This is a genomic window from Xanthomonas arboricola (assembly GCF_003353015.1).
GTDB classification, from domain to species: domain Bacteria; phylum Pseudomonadota; class Gammaproteobacteria; order Xanthomonadales; family Xanthomonadaceae; genus Xanthomonas; species Xanthomonas arboricola_E.
In genome coordinates this window covers 59,949-75,547 of the sequence record NZ_QREM01000008.1, presented here as the reverse complement: position 1 = coordinate 75,547, position 15,599 = coordinate 59,949, and the positions used below count along the sequence as shown (strand labels likewise).

At 66.8% G+C, this 15,599-nt stretch carries 12 protein-coding genes; 9 read left to right on the top strand and 3 right to left on the bottom strand.

What is annotated here, in order from left to right:
* Positions 1-185 precede the first annotated feature (185 nt).
* Positions 186-1,691: a sensor domain-containing diguanylate cyclase gene (locus C0541_RS08250; protein ID WP_429001337.1), complete on the bottom strand. Its 1,506-nt coding sequence runs from the start codon at positions 1,689-1,691 to the stop codon at positions 186-188.
* A 273-nt stretch (positions 1,692-1,964) separates the two neighbouring features.
* Here C0541_RS08250 and C0541_RS08240 point away from each other — a divergent pair, with 273 nt between their 5' ends.
* The 8 genes from C0541_RS08240 (at position 1,965) to C0541_RS08205 (ending at position 12,015) form a co-directional block, all read left to right on the top strand.
* On the top strand, positions 1,965-2,972 hold the full coding sequence (locus tag C0541_RS08240) for a zinc-dependent alcohol dehydrogenase family protein (RefSeq protein ID WP_115047513.1): 1,008 nt from the start codon (positions 1,965-1,967) through the stop codon (positions 2,970-2,972).
* A 591-nt stretch (positions 2,973-3,563) separates the two neighbouring features.
* Entirely contained in the window at positions 3,564-4,214 is a 651-nt protein-coding gene (gene paoA, locus C0541_RS08235; RefSeq protein WP_161959970.1) for an aldehyde dehydrogenase iron-sulfur subunit PaoA, read from the top strand.
* A complete protein-coding gene (locus C0541_RS08230; RefSeq protein WP_115047509.1) occupies positions 4,211-5,161 on the top strand; it encodes an FAD binding domain-containing protein in 951 nt (316 codons plus the stop codon). Before paoA ends, C0541_RS08230 begins: the two co-directional genes overlap by 4 nt.
* 1 nt (position 5,162) lies before the next feature.
* Positions 5,163-7,370 (top strand): aldehyde oxidoreductase molybdenum-binding subunit PaoC, encoded by a 2,208-nt coding sequence (gene paoC, locus C0541_RS08225; protein WP_115047507.1) that lies wholly within the window; start codon positions 5,163-5,165, stop codon positions 7,368-7,370.
* Complete coding sequence (locus C0541_RS08220) at positions 7,367-8,383, top strand: XdhC family protein (protein WP_115047505.1); 1,017 nt, start codon at positions 7,367-7,369, stop codon at positions 8,381-8,383. Before paoC ends, C0541_RS08220 begins: the two co-directional genes overlap by 4 nt.
* A gap of 747 nt (positions 8,384-9,130) precedes the next feature.
* Positions 9,131-9,739 carry a nucleotidyltransferase family protein gene (locus C0541_RS08215; RefSeq protein WP_115047503.1) on the top strand — a complete coding sequence of 203 codons (609 nt, stop codon included), beginning with the start codon at positions 9,131-9,133 and terminating at the stop codon, positions 9,737-9,739.
* Positions 9,740-10,252: 513 nt separating this feature from the next.
* On the top strand, positions 10,253-10,468 hold the full coding sequence (locus tag C0541_RS08210) for a hypothetical protein (protein ID WP_115048134.1): 216 nt from the start codon (positions 10,253-10,255) through the stop codon (positions 10,466-10,468).
* Positions 10,469-10,764: 296 nt separating this feature from the next.
* A complete protein-coding gene (locus tag C0541_RS08205) occupies positions 10,765-12,015 on the top strand; it encodes a DUF819 domain-containing protein (protein ID WP_161960000.1) in 1,251 nt (416 codons plus the stop codon).
* Positions 12,016-12,180: 165 nt separating this feature from the next.
* On the opposite strand, the gene C0541_RS08200 is transcribed toward C0541_RS08205, so the two are convergent.
* Both C0541_RS08200 and C0541_RS08195 read right to left on the bottom strand, forming a co-directional pair.
* Entirely contained in the window at positions 12,181-13,353 is a 1,173-nt protein-coding gene (locus tag C0541_RS08200) for an XVIPCD domain-containing protein (protein ID WP_115047500.1), read from the bottom strand.
* Between the two features lie 36 nt (positions 13,354-13,389).
* Entirely contained in the window at positions 13,390-14,154 is a 765-nt protein-coding gene (locus tag C0541_RS08195; RefSeq protein WP_161959969.1) for an ankyrin repeat domain-containing protein, read from the bottom strand.
* Positions 14,155-14,396: 242 nt separating this feature from the next.
* Between C0541_RS08195 and C0541_RS08190 the strand changes: the two genes are divergently transcribed.
* On the top strand, positions 14,397-15,101 hold the full coding sequence (locus tag C0541_RS08190) for an HAD family hydrolase (RefSeq protein ID WP_161959999.1): 705 nt from the start codon (positions 14,397-14,399) through the stop codon (positions 15,099-15,101).
* Positions 15,102-15,599: the final 498 nt, after the last annotated feature.

The following is a 15,599-nucleotide window of genomic DNA, read 5'->3' as shown; positions in this document are numbered from 1 at the left end:
GGGTTGATCCGGCCGGTACGATGACGGGCTCGGCGGGCTCGGCAAGCTCGACCGGGGGCGGCTGGCGGCACCTGGCGCGCAATTGTCAGGTGGGCGAACGCCGCACAGGAGGGGGTGCAGGCCTGGCGCGTGACGATTCCGTGCGTGAGGCGCCCGCTTGGCCCAGCGCAGTGGTGTTCGCGGCGCTAGGCCGAGGTCCGGTTCCGGCCATTCTGCTTGGCGCGATACAGCGCCGAATCGGCGTCGTGCACGAAGGCATCCGGGCTGCGTGGCACTTCGCCCGGTTCGAATGTCGCTGCGCCGACGCTGACGGTGACATGCGCGCTGGTCGGGCTGGACAGGTGCATCAGGCCGAGCGCGGCGACGGCGCTGCGGATCGCATCGGCCAGCCGCAGTGCGCCGGCGGCATCGGTCTGCGGCAGGATCATGCCGAACTCTTCGCCGCCGTAACGCGCGGCAGTGTCTTCGCTGCGCCGTGAGCAGCCGGCGATTGCGCCCGCGATCAGGCGCAGGCAGGCGTCGCCATTTACATGGCCGTAGGTGTCGTTGTAGAGCTTGAAATGATCCACATCGATCATCAGCACCGACAATGGCGCCTGGCGATGCACCGCCTGCTGCAAGGCGCGCGAGAGCCGGTGATCGAATGCACGCCGGTTGGCAATGCCGGTGAGCGCATCTATCCAGGCTTCGGAGCTGAGTTTGTCCTCGTTGCGATGCATGCGGCGCAATTGCAGGTCCAGCCAGATGCCCACGCCCAGCAGCAACACGCATCCCAAGGTGGCGATCACACTCCGCTGGCGCGCGGATTGCCGCCAGTTGGCCAATGCGTCATCGACCGAGACGCCGGTCAAGACGGTCAATGGATACGCCTGCGCTGGCGCGAAACTGGAAATGCGCTCCACGCCGTCGATCGGCGAGCGGTAGGTGGCCGTGCCGTGCCTGCGTGCGCGCATGGTGACGTAGATCGAGGTGCCTGCGATCGAGGTGCCGATCACGCCCGGTTTGTCGGGCCGGCGCACCAGCACGATGCCCTCGTCGTTGGTCATGCCGATGGTGCCGTTGGGGCCGACCTCGAAGCTGCTGTAGTAGTTCTGGAAATACTTCAGTTGCAGCGTGACCAGGACAACGCCGGCAAAGTCGCCCCCGGGCGTGTTGAGGCGCCGGCTCAACGTGAGCACCCAGCTGCCATCGGAGCGGCTGCGGACCGGCGGCCCGACCAGCGACAGGGCGTCGCGATGGTCGCGGTGATACTTGAAATAGGCGCGATCGGCGTTGTTGTGTGTCCTGGGCGTGCTGTTCAGTGACGAACTCACCCAGCTACCGTCGGCTGCATAGATGAAGATGCCATGCAGCCGGTCCGAGCGACGCGCCTCATGCACCAGAAAGTCGTGCATGACCAGGCGCGCAGCGGCCGAGCCCTGGTCGTGCTCCACCCGCGACACCAAGCCGGACAGCACCGCATCGGCGATCGTCAGGGTGTCGCTGGCATGCTGCGCCAGGGAATTGGCGAGATTCAGCGATTGCGCTTCGGCGGTGCGCAGCGCGCTCGCGCGCTCTTCATGGATGGACCAGGACTCCGACCCAAGCAGCAGCAGGCACGAAATGCTCAGCACAAAGTGCAACGCGATGCGTTGTGCACGTTGCCGCCGTCGCTTGCTGGTCGATGTCACGGAAGTCACCTGTGTGGACATCAGCGCCGTGCAACTGGCGTGCCAGCCTGGCCGCCGGCATGGCATGGAATCGCTTGCACCCGGTGGCGCAGTGCCGATCCGTGATCGATGCCTCACGCAGCGCGCGGCAACTCGGCCGGCCTGCGCCCACGCTGCTGTCCAGCCTGCTGCGGTCGCCGCGCCTGGTGCTGCAACGAACTCGCCAGCGCACGGCACAGCCGCAAGCCGGCTCGACTGCATGCGGATAACGCCCGGCGTGTTATCCCGCACGTCGGTCATAGCAAGGAGCGCCCCATGCGCGCCATTCGTCTCGCTCATCCTGCAGGCTTGAGCGCATTACACGCCGTCGCGTTGCCCGACCCCGGGCAGCCGGGACGCGGCCAGATCAGAGTGCGGCTGCACGCGAGCTCGCTGAATTTCCACGACCTGGGCGTGGTGTCGGGGCAGATGCCGACCGCTGACGGCCGCATCCCCATGTCCGATGGGGCCGGGGTGGTCGAAGCGGTCGGGCCCGAGGTGGATGAGTTCGCCGTCGGCGACCATGTGCTGTCCACCTTCTTCCCCGGCTGGCTGGATGGCGAGCCGCTGCATGCCGGCTTTGCCACCACGCCCGGCGACGGCGTGGACGGGTACGCACGCTCTGCGGTGGTAACCGCCGCGCACGCGTTCACGCATGCCCCGGCTGGCTACAGCCATGCCGAAGCGGCGACCTTGACCACGGCCGGCGTCACCGCATGGCGCGCCCTGGTGGTCAATGGCCGGCTCAAGGCCGGCGACAGCGTGCTGGTGCTCGGCACCGGCGGTGTGTCGATCTTTGCACTGCAGTTTGCCAAGGCGATGGGCGCCACCGTCATTGCGACCTCGTCGTCCGATGAAAAACTGGACAAGGCGCGCGCGCTGGGCGCAGATCACGTGATCAACTACCGCCAGCATGCCGAGTGGTCGGCGCAGGTGCGGGAGATCACCAACGGCCGTGGCGTGGATCACGTGGTCGAGGTCGGTGGGCCGGGCACGTTGGCGCAATCGATCCGCGCCGGACGGGTGGGCGGGCATATCGCCTTGATCGGCGTGTTGACCGGTGCAGCGGGTCCGGTGCCGACCGCTGAAATGATGGGCCGGCAGCAGCGCCTGCAAGGGCTGGTGGTCGGCAGCCGCACGCATCAGCAGCAGCTGGTGCGTGCGCTGGACGCCTTGCCGTTGCGGCCGGTGATCGATCGCGCCTTCGCGCTCGACGACATCGCCGACGCGTTCGCATTGCAGCAGGCGGGCGGCCATCTGGGCAAGATCGTGCTGGAGTTCTAGAAGCGGCTTGCGAACCAGTGCGCCCGCCACCAGGCGGGCGCGGCCGCAACGCGAATCGACGTGTGGCAGCCGGATACTCCACCTCCTCCACACTGTTCACGCCCGGCTGAGGACTATCGCTACAGGGCGGTAGCCGCTCCAGGTCGATCGTTTGCATCCGCATGACTGCGACGCAGTGCGCCTTGCTACACCAGACGATCGGGGCGAAGCGCAGAGATGAAAACGCGCATGCCGCGTGGACGCTCCGTTCGTCGTCGCCATGCAGCTGACAGGGATGAAGGCATCCCTGTCAGCGGACTGATATCGGATCACTGCAGACGCTGCGACAGGCTATACACACATGCGCACACACGCTGCTCGTACGCAGCGATCGATGCGCAGGCAAGCGTGCAAGACATTCCAACAATGATGAGCGCGTTGCATAGGCGCATGCATTCCATGTCGCCAATGCGTAGCTGGAGCGGTCCTGGCATCGTGGCATATCGCCGATTCGCACCCGCACACGCGCGCCGCATGCTCACACGCTTGTGACCGGCGGCTCTGCACATTATTTAAGAACTGTATAAGCCAGCATTGTTGGAGATGCCAGCCATGAGAGATATCAAGATGACCCGTCGCGAGGTACTGATCGCTGGCACGGCGTCGGCAGCCAGTGTTGCCGCAACCCAATCGATGGCTGCCACTGCCACCAGCACGCTGTCGCAGCGGCAGGCGGCCGAGCCGGCCAATGCATCGAGCCAGGTCGCGTTCGAAGTCAACGGCAAGCCGGTGACGCTGACCCTGGACAATCGCACCACCTTGCTGGATGCCCTGCGCGAACACCTGCAGCTGACCGGCACCAAGAAAGGCTGCGACCACGGCCAGTGCGGTGCCTGCACCGTGATCGTCGACGGGCAGCGGATGAACGCCTGCCTGTCGCTGGCGGTGATGCACCAGGGCGGCAGGATCACCACCATCGAAGGCCTCGGCACGCCGGACAAGCTGCATCCGATGCAGGCGGCCTTCGTCAAGCACGATGGATACCAGTGCGGCTATTGCACGCCCGGGCAGATCTGTTCGGCAGTGGCGGTGCTGGACGAGGTCAAGCGCGGCATTCCCAGTCACGTCACCGAAGATCTCACCGGCAAGACCCGGCTCACCACGCCGGAATTGCAGGAACGGATGAGTGGCAATATCTGTCGCTGCGGCGCGTATTCCAACATCGTCGATGCGATCAACGAAGTTGCCGGAGAGCGCGCATGAAGGCGTTTAGCTACGAGCGCGCGACCTCGCCCGCCGATGCCGCGGCCAAGGCGGCACGCCAGCCGGGTGCCAAATTCATCGCCGGCGGCACCAACCTGCTCGATCTGATGAAACTGCAGATCGAAACGCCCTCGCACCTGATCGACGTCAACGGGCTGAGCCTGGATACCATCGAGGAAACGCCGGACGGCGGCCTGCGCATCGGCGCCCTGGTGCGCAATACCGAGCTGGCAGCCGACGCCCGCGTGCGTCGCGATTACGCCGTGCTGTCGCGCGCGTTGCTGGCCGGTGCCTCGGGGCAGTTGCGCAACCGCGCCACCACGGCGGGCAACCTGTTGCAACGTACGCGTTGCCCGTATTTCTACGATACCAATCAGCCATGCAACAAGCGCCTGCCGGGCAGTGGGTGCGCGGCCATCGGCGGCTTCAACCGGCAGTTGGCGGTGATCGGCGTGAGCGAAGAATGCATCGCCACCCATCCCAGCGATATGGCCATTGCGATGCGCGTCCTCGATGCGGCGGTCGAGACGGTGCGCCCGGATGGACAGACCCGTGCGGTGCCGCTGTCCGAGTTCTATCGTGCGCCCGGCAAGACGCCGCACCTGGAAACAGTGCTGGAACGCGGCGAACTGATCACCGCGGTGCGCCTGCCCAAACCGCTTGGCGGCACGCATGTCTACCGCAAGGTGCGCGACCGCGCCTCGTACGCATTTGCCCTGGTGTCGGTTGCGGCGGTGGTGCAACGCGATGGCAGCGTGCGTGTCGGCGTCGGCGGTGTCGCCCACAAGCCGTGGCGCAGCGAGGCGGCCGAAGCGCAGTCGCGCCAGGGTGCGCGTGCGATCGCCTCCGTGCTGCTCGATGGCGCACAACCCACTGAACACAATGCCTTCAAGCTGCCGCTGGTTGAGCGCGCCTTGACCGCGATCCTGGCCGACACGAGGGCCTGATATGAAATTCGACACTCCCGCCAGTCCCAATCCCATCGACCAGCTCAAGGTCGTCGGCAAGCCGGTCGACCGTATCGATGGTCCGCTCAAGACCACCGGGCAGGCGCCGTATGCGTACGAGCACCACGACCTGCCCGGCCGCGCCGCCTATGGCCATGTCGTCGGCGCCGGCATCGCCAAGGGCAGCATCCGCAGCATCGATCTGGGCGCTGCACGCAATGCGCCGGGCGTGCTCGGCATCGTCACCGCGCAGAATGCAGGCAAGTTGCAGAAAGGCAAATACAACACTGCCAAATTGCTCGGTGGCCCGGAGATCCAGCATTACCACCAGGCCATTGCGGTGGTGGTCGCAGAGACCTTCGAGCAGGCACGTGCCGCCGGACAGTTGATCAAGGTCGACTATGGACGCCATGTCGGTGCCTACGATCTGGAAAAGGCCCGCGATGGCGCCAAGGTCACCAAGGAAGGCGGGGCACCGAACAGCGCAGTCGGCAATTTCGATAGCGCCTTCGCGGCAGCGCCGGTGCAGCTGGATGCCGACTACACCACGCCGGACCATTCGCACGCGATGATGGAGCCGCATGCGTCGATCGCCATGTGGGAAGGCGACAAGCTCAGCGTGTGGACCTCCAATCAGATGATCGAATGGAGCACGGGCGATCTGGCCAGAACGCTCGGTCTCCCGGGCGAGAACGTGCGTCTGATGTCGCCGTATATCGGTGGCGGCTTCGGCGGCAAGCTGTTCCTGCGTGCCGATGCGCTGCTCGCCGCGCTGGCCGCGCGCGAGGTCGGACGCCCGGTCAAGGTGATGCTGCCGCGGCCGCTGATCTTCAACAACACCACGCACCGCCCGGCCACCGTGCAGCGCATCCGTATCGGTGCGCAGCGCGATGGCAAGATCACCGCGATTGCGCATGAGAGCTGGTCCGGCGACCTGCCCGAGGGCGGCCCCGAGATCGCTGCCGCGCAGACGCAGTTGCTGTATGCCGGCGCCAACCGCCTGATTGCCACACGCCTGGCCGTGCTCGATCTGCCCGAGGGCAATGCGATGCGCGCCCCGGGCGAGGCGCCGGGCTTGATGGCGCTGGAAGTGGCCATGGACGAGATGGCCGAGAAGCTGGACATGGACCCGGTCAAGTTCCGGATCGTCAACGATACCCAGGTGGATCCGGAAAACCCGCAGCGTCCGTTCTCGCAGCGTCAGTTGGTCAAGTGCCTGGAAGACGGGGCCAAGCGTTTCGACTGGTCCAGGCGCAAGGCCAAACCGGCGAGCAGCCGTGATGGGCGCTGGTTGGTCGGCATGGGCGTGGCGGCCGCCTTCCGCAATGCGCCGGTGACGACCTCCGGCGCCCGCATGCGACTGGAGCAGGGCGGTCGCGTGGTGGTGGAAACCGACATGACCGACATCGGCACAGGCTCCTACACCATCATCGCGCAGACCGCCGCAGAGATGATGGGCGTGCCGTTGGACTGGGTGGATGTGCGTCTGGGCGATTCCAGCTTTCCTGCCTCGGCCGGTTCCGGCGGGCAATGGGGTGCGAACAGTTCCACTGCCGGTGTGTATGCGGCGGCAGTGAAACTGCGCGAAGCCGTCGCCAAGCAGTTGGGCCTGGACCCGGCCAAGGCCGAGTTCGCCGATAGCCATGTGCGAGCGGGCGGCAAGCGCATCGCGCTCGGCGAGGCCGCCGCCAATGGCGCCTTGGTGGTGGAGGACAAGATCGAGTTCGGCGACCTTTCCAAGACGCATCAGCTGTCCACCTTCGGCGCGCACTTCGTGGAGGTCGGCGTGGATATCGCCACTGCCGAGGTACGCATCCGCCGCATGCTCGCGGTCTGCGCGGCCGGACGCATCCTCAATCCCAAGTCTGCGCGCAGCCAGGTCATCGGCGGCATGACGATGGGCGCGGGTGCGGCCTTGATGGAAGAGCTGGCGGTCGACAAGCGGCTGGGCTTTTTCGTCAATCACGACCTGGCCGGGTACGAAGTGCCGGTGCATGCGGATATCCCGCACCAGGAAGTGATCTTTCTCGAAGAGAGCGACCCGATGTCGTCGCCGATGAAGGCCAAGGGGGTCGGCGAGCTGGGCATCTGCGGTGTGGCTGCAGCAATCGCCAATGCGGTCTACAACGCGACCGGTGTGCGCGTACGCGAGTACCCGGTCACGCTGGACAAGCTGCTGCCGCATCTGCCCGAGTTGCTGCGCGCGTGAGTGCGGTGGTGGCCCCGGTCACGCATGCGGCGCCGGCCGAGCCGGCGTGGCCGGCATGGCCGAGCTACGCGCTGCACGAGGACCTGCTGCCGACGCTCAGTGCCTGGCATCGGGCAGGCCAGCGCGTGGCCATCGCCACGCTGATCGACGTGCAGGGCTCCTCGCCGCGCCCGTTGGGCAGCGAGATGGCCATCAGTGCCGACGGTCGGGTGGCCGGCTACGTCTCGGGCGGGTGCGTGGAGGCGGCAGTGGCGCACGAGGCCATCGCCGCCTTGCGCGACGGCACCCCGCGCTGGCTGGACTATGGCGAAGGCAGCGAAGTGCTGGATATCCAGCTCAGCTGTGGCGGCCGTATCGGCGTGCTGGTCTGGCTGGTACAGGACCTGGGCGAGCATCTGGCACGCTGGCGCAATGCGCGCCAGCATCGTCGTCCGTTTCATGTCGCGCTGGATCGGACCACCGGCGCGCTCCGTTATCCGGTGAGCACGCAGGATCTGCGTCCCGACGAATTCCTGCGCACGCACCGCCCCCCGCTGCGGCTGGTGCTGGTCGGTGCCGATCCTGCGCTGCTGGTGCTGGTGTCGCTCGCCAGCCAGATGGGCATCGACGTGCGTGTGCTGCGGCCGCATGGCCCCAGCCAGCCGCCGCCCGGACTGGCCGCCGAGCACTACGATCGGCGAGCCCTGGGCGAGGCTCTGCAGGATCTGCATCTGGATGCGGACACCGCGCTGTACAGCCTCGCCCACGACGGCGACGCCGATCTGCAGGTCGCCTGCCGGGGGCTTGCTTCTGCGGTCGCCTGCATCGGCATCCTGGGCAGTCGCCAGAAGCGTGAGGCACGTCTGCAGGCGCTGCGTGCGCTCGGGCATGACGATGCCGCCCTGGCCAGATTGCGGCTGCCGGCAGGCTGGCGCATGGGGCGTTGCTCACCCCACACGATTGCGCTGGGCATCATTGCCGAAGCCACCCAGGCGGTCGCCGATGGGCAGGCCGCAGCCGTCTTGGCTGGCTAGGAGCGGTCGAGGTCATCGCGCTCACCGCAAGGGCGCGCGCAGCCGGTACCCGCATGTGGCACGTACCCGCAGTACGCGGCGGTTTCTCCCCGCGGTCTGCCGTCTGTTCGCTCCGGTGAAGTGCGTCGTGGCCATTGCTGCCATGCCGGCGGGCAGGGCACTCACCGCGCGCGTGCGCCTTCACCTGCAGGTAAATTTCACCTGCAGGTAAATTGCAACTGGCAGTCAGCGACGGCGGTGTGCGGGATTATCGATGGAGTTTCCAATACTGAAAATGGCGGTCTGGAAGACAATTAATTCTTGAGATGCCTTTCAAGGTATTCATTTACTTCCTGCGCCTGGCGGTCGTCGATGAGCTGCGCCGTCCACTGCCGGCAATCAGTGCTGCCAGTCTTGATGCAGCGCCACCGCAGCGGTGCCGGTCCTTCGTTGTGCTGCAGCAGCAGCCCATGTGCGCCGGTCGACTGGCAGGCGTCGGCGAGCCCCTGCCTTGGTCCGGCACATGCGCTGCATTTAGTCACTCCGCGCGCACAGTTACCTCTCTAGGCTGGCGCCTCTCCACTATCCACGCCACGTCGCCATGACCGAATTACCTGATCACTACGACGACGTGTCTGGCGCCGCGCCGCGATGGCCGTCGCCGATGAGTGCCGGCCGCGATGCGGCCCGGTGCGATGCGCTTGTTGATGCAGGCCCTGCGCGGCCGACATCGGACCACCCTTCGCTCCGCGCGATGGCATCGGGCGCATGAGCAGCGATCACGTTGCGCTGTTGCTTGCCGCCGGTGCAGGACGCCGGCTGGGGCGTTCCAAGCAATTGCTGCTGCGCGACGGCGAACCGTTGTTGCGGCGTTTTGCGCGCATTGCGCTGCAGACGGCGCCACGCCGCTGTGTGGTGGTGCTGGGCGCCGATGCCGACGCGCTGAGCGATGTCCTGCAGGGACTGGAGGTGGAAGTGCTACGTCACTCTGATTGGGACGCCGGCATGGGTTCCAGCCTGGCGGCGTTGCGCCGGCATGTGCAGGACGACACCTCGCTCAGGCGCAGCCTGATCCTGGGGTGCGACCAGCCCGCACTGGATACGCCGCACCTGCGTGCCTTGCTGGAAGAGGCCGACCGTGCCGCATCCGGATGCGCCACCAGCGGATATGCCGGTGTGCGCGGCATCCCGGCGGTGGTCGCCCACGCGGCCTGGGCCGAGGTGCCGCTCCAGGGCGACAGTGGACTGCGTGGCTTGTTCGCCAGCCTGGACGTGCAGACCCTGGGCTGCGTCAGCGCCCCGGCGCTCGCGCTGGACGTGGACACGCCCGCCGATCTGGTCGCGGCGCAACAGCGTGGCTGGGTGGATGCGGAGTGAGGCGCCGCGACAGCTGCGGTTGCGCGCTATCGGGCAGCCTGGTGGCGGAGTGCCGTCAGGACCACAGCACGATCGCTTCCCGGATCACCAGGACATAGCCCACCACCATCGCGGTCTTGACCGGCAAAAGGAACTTCCTGAGCAGATGCATGTGACCCCTCCCCTGAGGCGTTTTCAAGAGCGACGTATTCCCCCGCGCCGTCTGCGCCCGTTGACGGCCATCTGCGGCGTCTGTTCGCCGCTCGAACGCGAATCTAGCGCCAGCGTCGATCGGTGTCACGTAGGTATTTTCCTACCCTCATGCCAGTGTCCGCCCGACGGCGTTGGCATAAGCGAAAAGTCATCCTGGCTATGCCGGACGCGGGGCCCTTGGCCACTCTCCCGCGGCCCCTTGAGTAAGGGCGCGCCGGCATCCCGGACCGGACCATGGCACTCCCATCCCCGGCGCGCTGGGCGTCCCCGCGCTGCCGACTTCCGTAGTTCTACCGCTGCATGTACCGGCCGGAGGCCCTGATGGACGAGTCCCGTTATGTCGTGCGTATTCATCCCGAGCAGGGAGGTTGGTGGGTGACCCGGCCGCAATGGTCGCCATTGCGTTATCTGCGCGAGCAGGGCGCGCTGGAAAATGCCGAATTGATGGCCAAGCTGCACTGCCTGACCACCGGCCAGCCCAGCGGCGTGGTGCTGCATACCGCCGATGGCGACCGCGTGGTGCGTCGCTACGGCTGACCGGGCCGGCCTTCTGCAGCGCTGGGTGACGGCGGCGGAGGCGGAGGCCCGCCGCCACGTGCGCCGGCCGATCCGCGGCGGGCGCAGGTCCTGCAGCGGAGCGGGATGGTGGCGGGCATGCCACAGATAGCCCAGCGCAGCGCAGCCGCCGGTGGCCGGGCCTGCGCGGCTGCGTAAGAGCGGCGGTCCCGCAGTCCCCGCGCGCGTTGGCACATCCAGTCGACGGGATGCGCCCGATCGGCCATTCTTGCGGCGATCCGCACCTTGGCGGCTCCCAGTCGAGAATGTCGCCCCCAGTGAATGCTGCCGGTTCTGCCTTGATCCAAAACGATATCGTCGTCTTCGGCCTGATCGCCGCCACCCTGGGGGCAGTGTTCTGGACCTCCTCGCGCGAGCAGGGGCCGTGGCGCCGCTTCTACGCCGTGGTCCCGGCGCTGCTGCTGTGTTACCTGCTGCCAGGCATCTACAACACCGTTGGCCTGATCGACGGTGCCAACACCCGCCTGTACAACCCGATCGCGCGCGACGTGCTGCTGCCGGCGGCGCTGGTCCTGCTCACCTTGAGCGTCGACCTGCGCGCCATCCTGGGGCTGGGACCCAAGCTGGTCGCCATGTACCTGGGCGCATCGCTGAGCATCATGCTGGGCGCGGTGGTGGCGTTCTGGGTGATGGGCTGGCTGCATCCGGCCACGGTGGCCGGCGATACCTGGGCCGGCATGGCCGCGCTGGCGGGCAGCTGGATCGGCGGCGGGGCCAACATGCTGGCGATGCGCGAGGTCTTCAACGTGGACGCCACCACCTTCGGGCAGTTTGCAGTGGTGGACGTGGGCGTCGGGTATGTGTGGATGGCGGCGCTGATCTTCCTGGCCGGGCGCGCGCGCAGCATCGATGCGCGCAGCGGCGCCGATACCCGCGCGCTGGATGCCCTGCAGGCACGCATGGCGCAGTTCCAGGCCGAACATGCGCGCATTCCCAGCCTGGCCGATCTGATGGTGATCGTGGCGGTGGCGTTCGGTGGGGTCGGGCTGGCGCACGCGCTGGCCACGCCGCTGGCCGCGTGGTGCAAGGCCAACCTGCGCTGGTCCAGCCAGTTCAGCCTGGACACGCCGTTTGTCTGGGTGGTGGTGCTGGCGACCAGCATCGGCCTGCTGCTGAGCTTCACCCGCGCACGGACGCTGGAAGGCGCTGGCGCGTCCAGGATCGGCTCGCTGCTGCTGTATTTCCTGATCGCCTGTATCGGCATGCAGATGGACCTGCTGGCGCTGCTGGACCGCCCATGGCTGTTCCTGCTCGGGCTGATCTGGATCGCGGTGCATATCGGCTTGCTATGGGGCCTGGGCCGCCTGTTGCGGGTGCCGTTCTTTTACTTCGCGATCGGCTCGCAATCCAATATCGGTGGACCGGCCTCGGCGCCGGTGGTGGCCGCCGCGTTCCACCCGGCGCTGGCGCCGGTCGGCGTGCTGCTGGGCACGATGGGCTACGCCACCGGCACGTACCTGGCCTATCTGGTCGGCATCACCCTGCGAGCGATGGCGGGAGCGGGCTGACCGGGCCTGCCGCTGTCGGTGGCCTCAACGGGACCGTGGTGCCCACGCGCGCGGGCGTCTCCACGCGTCTGTCGCAGTGCCGGATGCACCAACTCTGCCTCCATTCGACGACCGCTCGCCAGGCAACTCGCGTCGGGCACCGGCAGCGCCAGTGCCCGACCACGATTACTGCTGGAGACCGCGGCGCTGCGCGTCCTGCTGTGTGCTCTGCTGCGATTGCTGCTGGTTGTGCTGCTGCAACTGATCGACATTGCCGTGCGCCGGCTCGCTGGCTGCCGAGGCGGTCTGCACATGGCTGCGCAGATGCGCCGGGTCGTCCATCCGGCCCTGCACCGCAATCAGGCTGTCGCCGTCGCGGTTGGGCACCAGGTGGTCGATCCGCTGCAGACCGTCGCTGCCGGCACGCGCAGCCACGCTGGCGGCGGTATTGAGAAACGCGGTGTCGTCGCGCAGGCCCAGGCGCTCGCGCTGGCCGTCCAGGCGCACCACCGCATCGTTGAACAACTGGCTGCCGGTACCTTGCGCCTGCCCCGGCGATTGCAGGTCCTGCGCCTTCATCACCGAGTCCATGCCGTGCAGGTCCAGGCGGTGCTTCAGCATCATGCCCGGCACCAGGCGTTGCCCGAACGACAACGGGTCCGGTTCCGGCAGCTCGATCTGATGGCCGGCCGCGTCGGGCATCGCCCACTTCAGCGGGATGCTGTCTTCCTGCAGATGGGTGAGGATCTCGTTCTTGACGTGGTAGCCGCGGATCAATTCGCTGCTGGCGTAGTCCTTGGCCGCGGCGGCATCCAGGCCCTGGCGTTCCAGCGTGCGGTCGTTGACGCCGGCGGCGTTGTAGGTCACGGCGGGGATGTCGTTGACCATTGCCGATGCCGCCGCCAGGCCGCCACCGAGCGAGTGTCCGGAGATCACCACCTGGTCGCCGAACGCCTGCCTGGCCTGGCTGCCGAGCTGGATCGCGGACGCGTACTGGGCGTCGTCGAAGCCCAGGCCCTGGCCGAGGTTGTGCTTCCAGTCCTTGCCTTCGTCGGTGCCGCAGAAGCCGAGCACCACCTGGCCCTGGTCGTTGCGGTAGAACGCGGCATCGAAACCGCTCTTGGCGTCGTGCAGCAGGCCGGGATCGATGCCGGCACGTTGCAGCGTGCTGTCGTCCAGGCGCGTCCAGCCATTGGGCAGCGGGGCAAACGTTTCAGCGCTGCCATCGCGTCGCTGCGAGGCAGTAGCGTAGAGATCTTGCAGCACTGCCGGGAACTGGCGGTCTTCCGGCTTGGGTTGTTGTCCACGCATCGACGCTGCGAACGGGGTGGACGAGGAAGTGGAATCTGACGGGCTCATGCGCGGCTCCTTGCGTTCGTCGTGCGAAAAGCCCGCTTAGCGGCTGCTTTCCACGGGAATGTCGTGGGCGCTCAACCATGCGCGCACGTCCGACCTGGCCTGCTGGCCGGCGGCATTGAGCAGGCGGTCCGGAGTGGTGAAAAAATACGCCTGGAAGGTTTTCTGCTGCGCGTTGCGCAGCGTCGGATCCACGCCGGCCTTGAGCAAGTGCAGCACTGCCGGACTCGCCGCGCCGCTTTGGGCGGCCAGGTGCAGCACGCTGTTGCCGGTGTTGTCGATACGCTGCAGGTCTGCGCCGGCGTCGATCAACAGGCCGATCTGTGCATCGCGCTTGCTCTGCACGGCGCGGAACAGCGGTGTCCAGCCTGCGCGTGCGCTGGCCACGTCGATCGGCGCCTTGTGCTGCAGCAGGATCTTCAGGTACTCCGGGTCCTGCGCCATGGCGGCCATGTGCACGACCGTTTCCTGGTCCATGCCCGGCAACGACGGGTCTGCGCCTGCATCGAGCAGGGCGGCCAGGGCACGGGGTTGTTCGTTCCAGATCGCCCACTCGAGCAGGGTGACGTTCTGATCGCCGTGTGCGGCGAGATCGACTGTCGGTGCGAGTGCGCCGATTCGGGCGACGTCGCCGTGCGCAATGGCGTTGGCGATATCGGTCAGGCCGGGGTCGCGGAAGGCGACGGTGTGGTCCTGCAGCGTAGCTGACATGGTGGTTTGCTCCTTGGCACCGGGCGAGGCGGTGCATGAGACCGCGAAAAACGAGGTCGCAAGAACGAGCAGGGTGGGGAATCGCGTCTTCATCGAAATCTCCTTGTCCTGATCGCATTCCTGGTGGCACTGCGGTGTGTCCTTCCGCAGCCGGGCCGATCCTACCAGCTGCCCCGGCGAGGCGCGGTAAGATTTCGTGACATGTACCGGCGCCTGCAGCGCCAGCCGTTGAGGCCGCCCGTCGCAGCGGTGCCTGCATGGTGCCGATGCACCACGCTGGGTCTCACACGCGGATGCACTCTGCCACAGCCAACGGTCACGACGCGGCCGGCATAATGGTGCTTTGCGAGCAGATGGGTGCAATGGTCTACGAATTACTGATCAGCGACTGCGATGGCGTGCTGGTCGACAGCGAAATACTGGCCGACCGGGTGATGCGCGAGGCGCTGGCGGCCTTCGTGCCGGCCGAGGCATTGGAGCATCTGCTCGGGACGACGTTCGGGCAGACCACGCGTGAGGTGTTGCTGCGGGTGCAGGAACATTTTTTGGTGCAGTTGCCAGCCACCTTGCTGGCACAGATTCAAGCGCGCAGCGAAGCCTTGATCCAGGCGCAGGTGCAGCCGATTCCCGGCGCACGCGCCGCGCTGGAACAGATTCCGTTGCCGCTGGCGGTGGCCTCCAACAGCCGCCGCCACAATGTGATCGCCTCGGTCGAACGGGTGGGGCTCACCGCGCGCGCGGCGGGCAACATCTTCAGTGCCGATATGGTGGAGCGGCCCAAGCCGGCGCCGGATGTCTACCTGTTGGCGGCCCGTACCCTGGGCGTTGCGCCGGAGCGCTGCCTGGTGATCGAGGACAGCCCCACCGGCGCCACTGCCGCGTTGGCGGCCGGCATGCAGGTGCTGGGTTTCACCGGTGCCAGCCATATTCCGCTGGGACACGGCGAGACCTTGCGTCGGATCGGTGTGCTGGAGGTGTTCGACGATATGCGCGATTTGCCTGCGCTGTTCGAATTGCTCGCGCAAAAGCGCGCTGGCTGAGCCGCTGACAAGATCTCTTGAATGCGGTGTCGATGTTGGCGAAGTCGCAGCCATCTCGTTGTTCAACCGATCCGGCCAGATCGTGCAATCGATTTGCAATGACAGGGCTGTTGAGCCGTGGCGTGGTTTGAGTGCAGCCAAAAGCTCGCGTCAAAAGCCCAGATCAAAAGCCCAGATCAAAAGCCCGGTGAGTCGAGGGCGCGGCGCCCTCACCGCTTGCGGGACACGCCGCAAGTACGTCCATGTAGGCTCGGTGGCGGCATCCATGCCGCCACACGGTCCCGCAACCGGCGAGGACACCGCACCAGACAGTTGGTCGGCACTCGTTTGAAAAGCTGTCTGTAGTGCGGCGCGCATAAGACATGAAGCCGATGTTTCATGATCGAACAAGGCGCATCCAGCACCGCTCTCCCATGCGCACCGACCAACTTGACGGGTCCTTGCCCGCCTACCGTCGCGGGACCTTACGCGGCATGGATGCCGCGTAAGAGCCTCCAT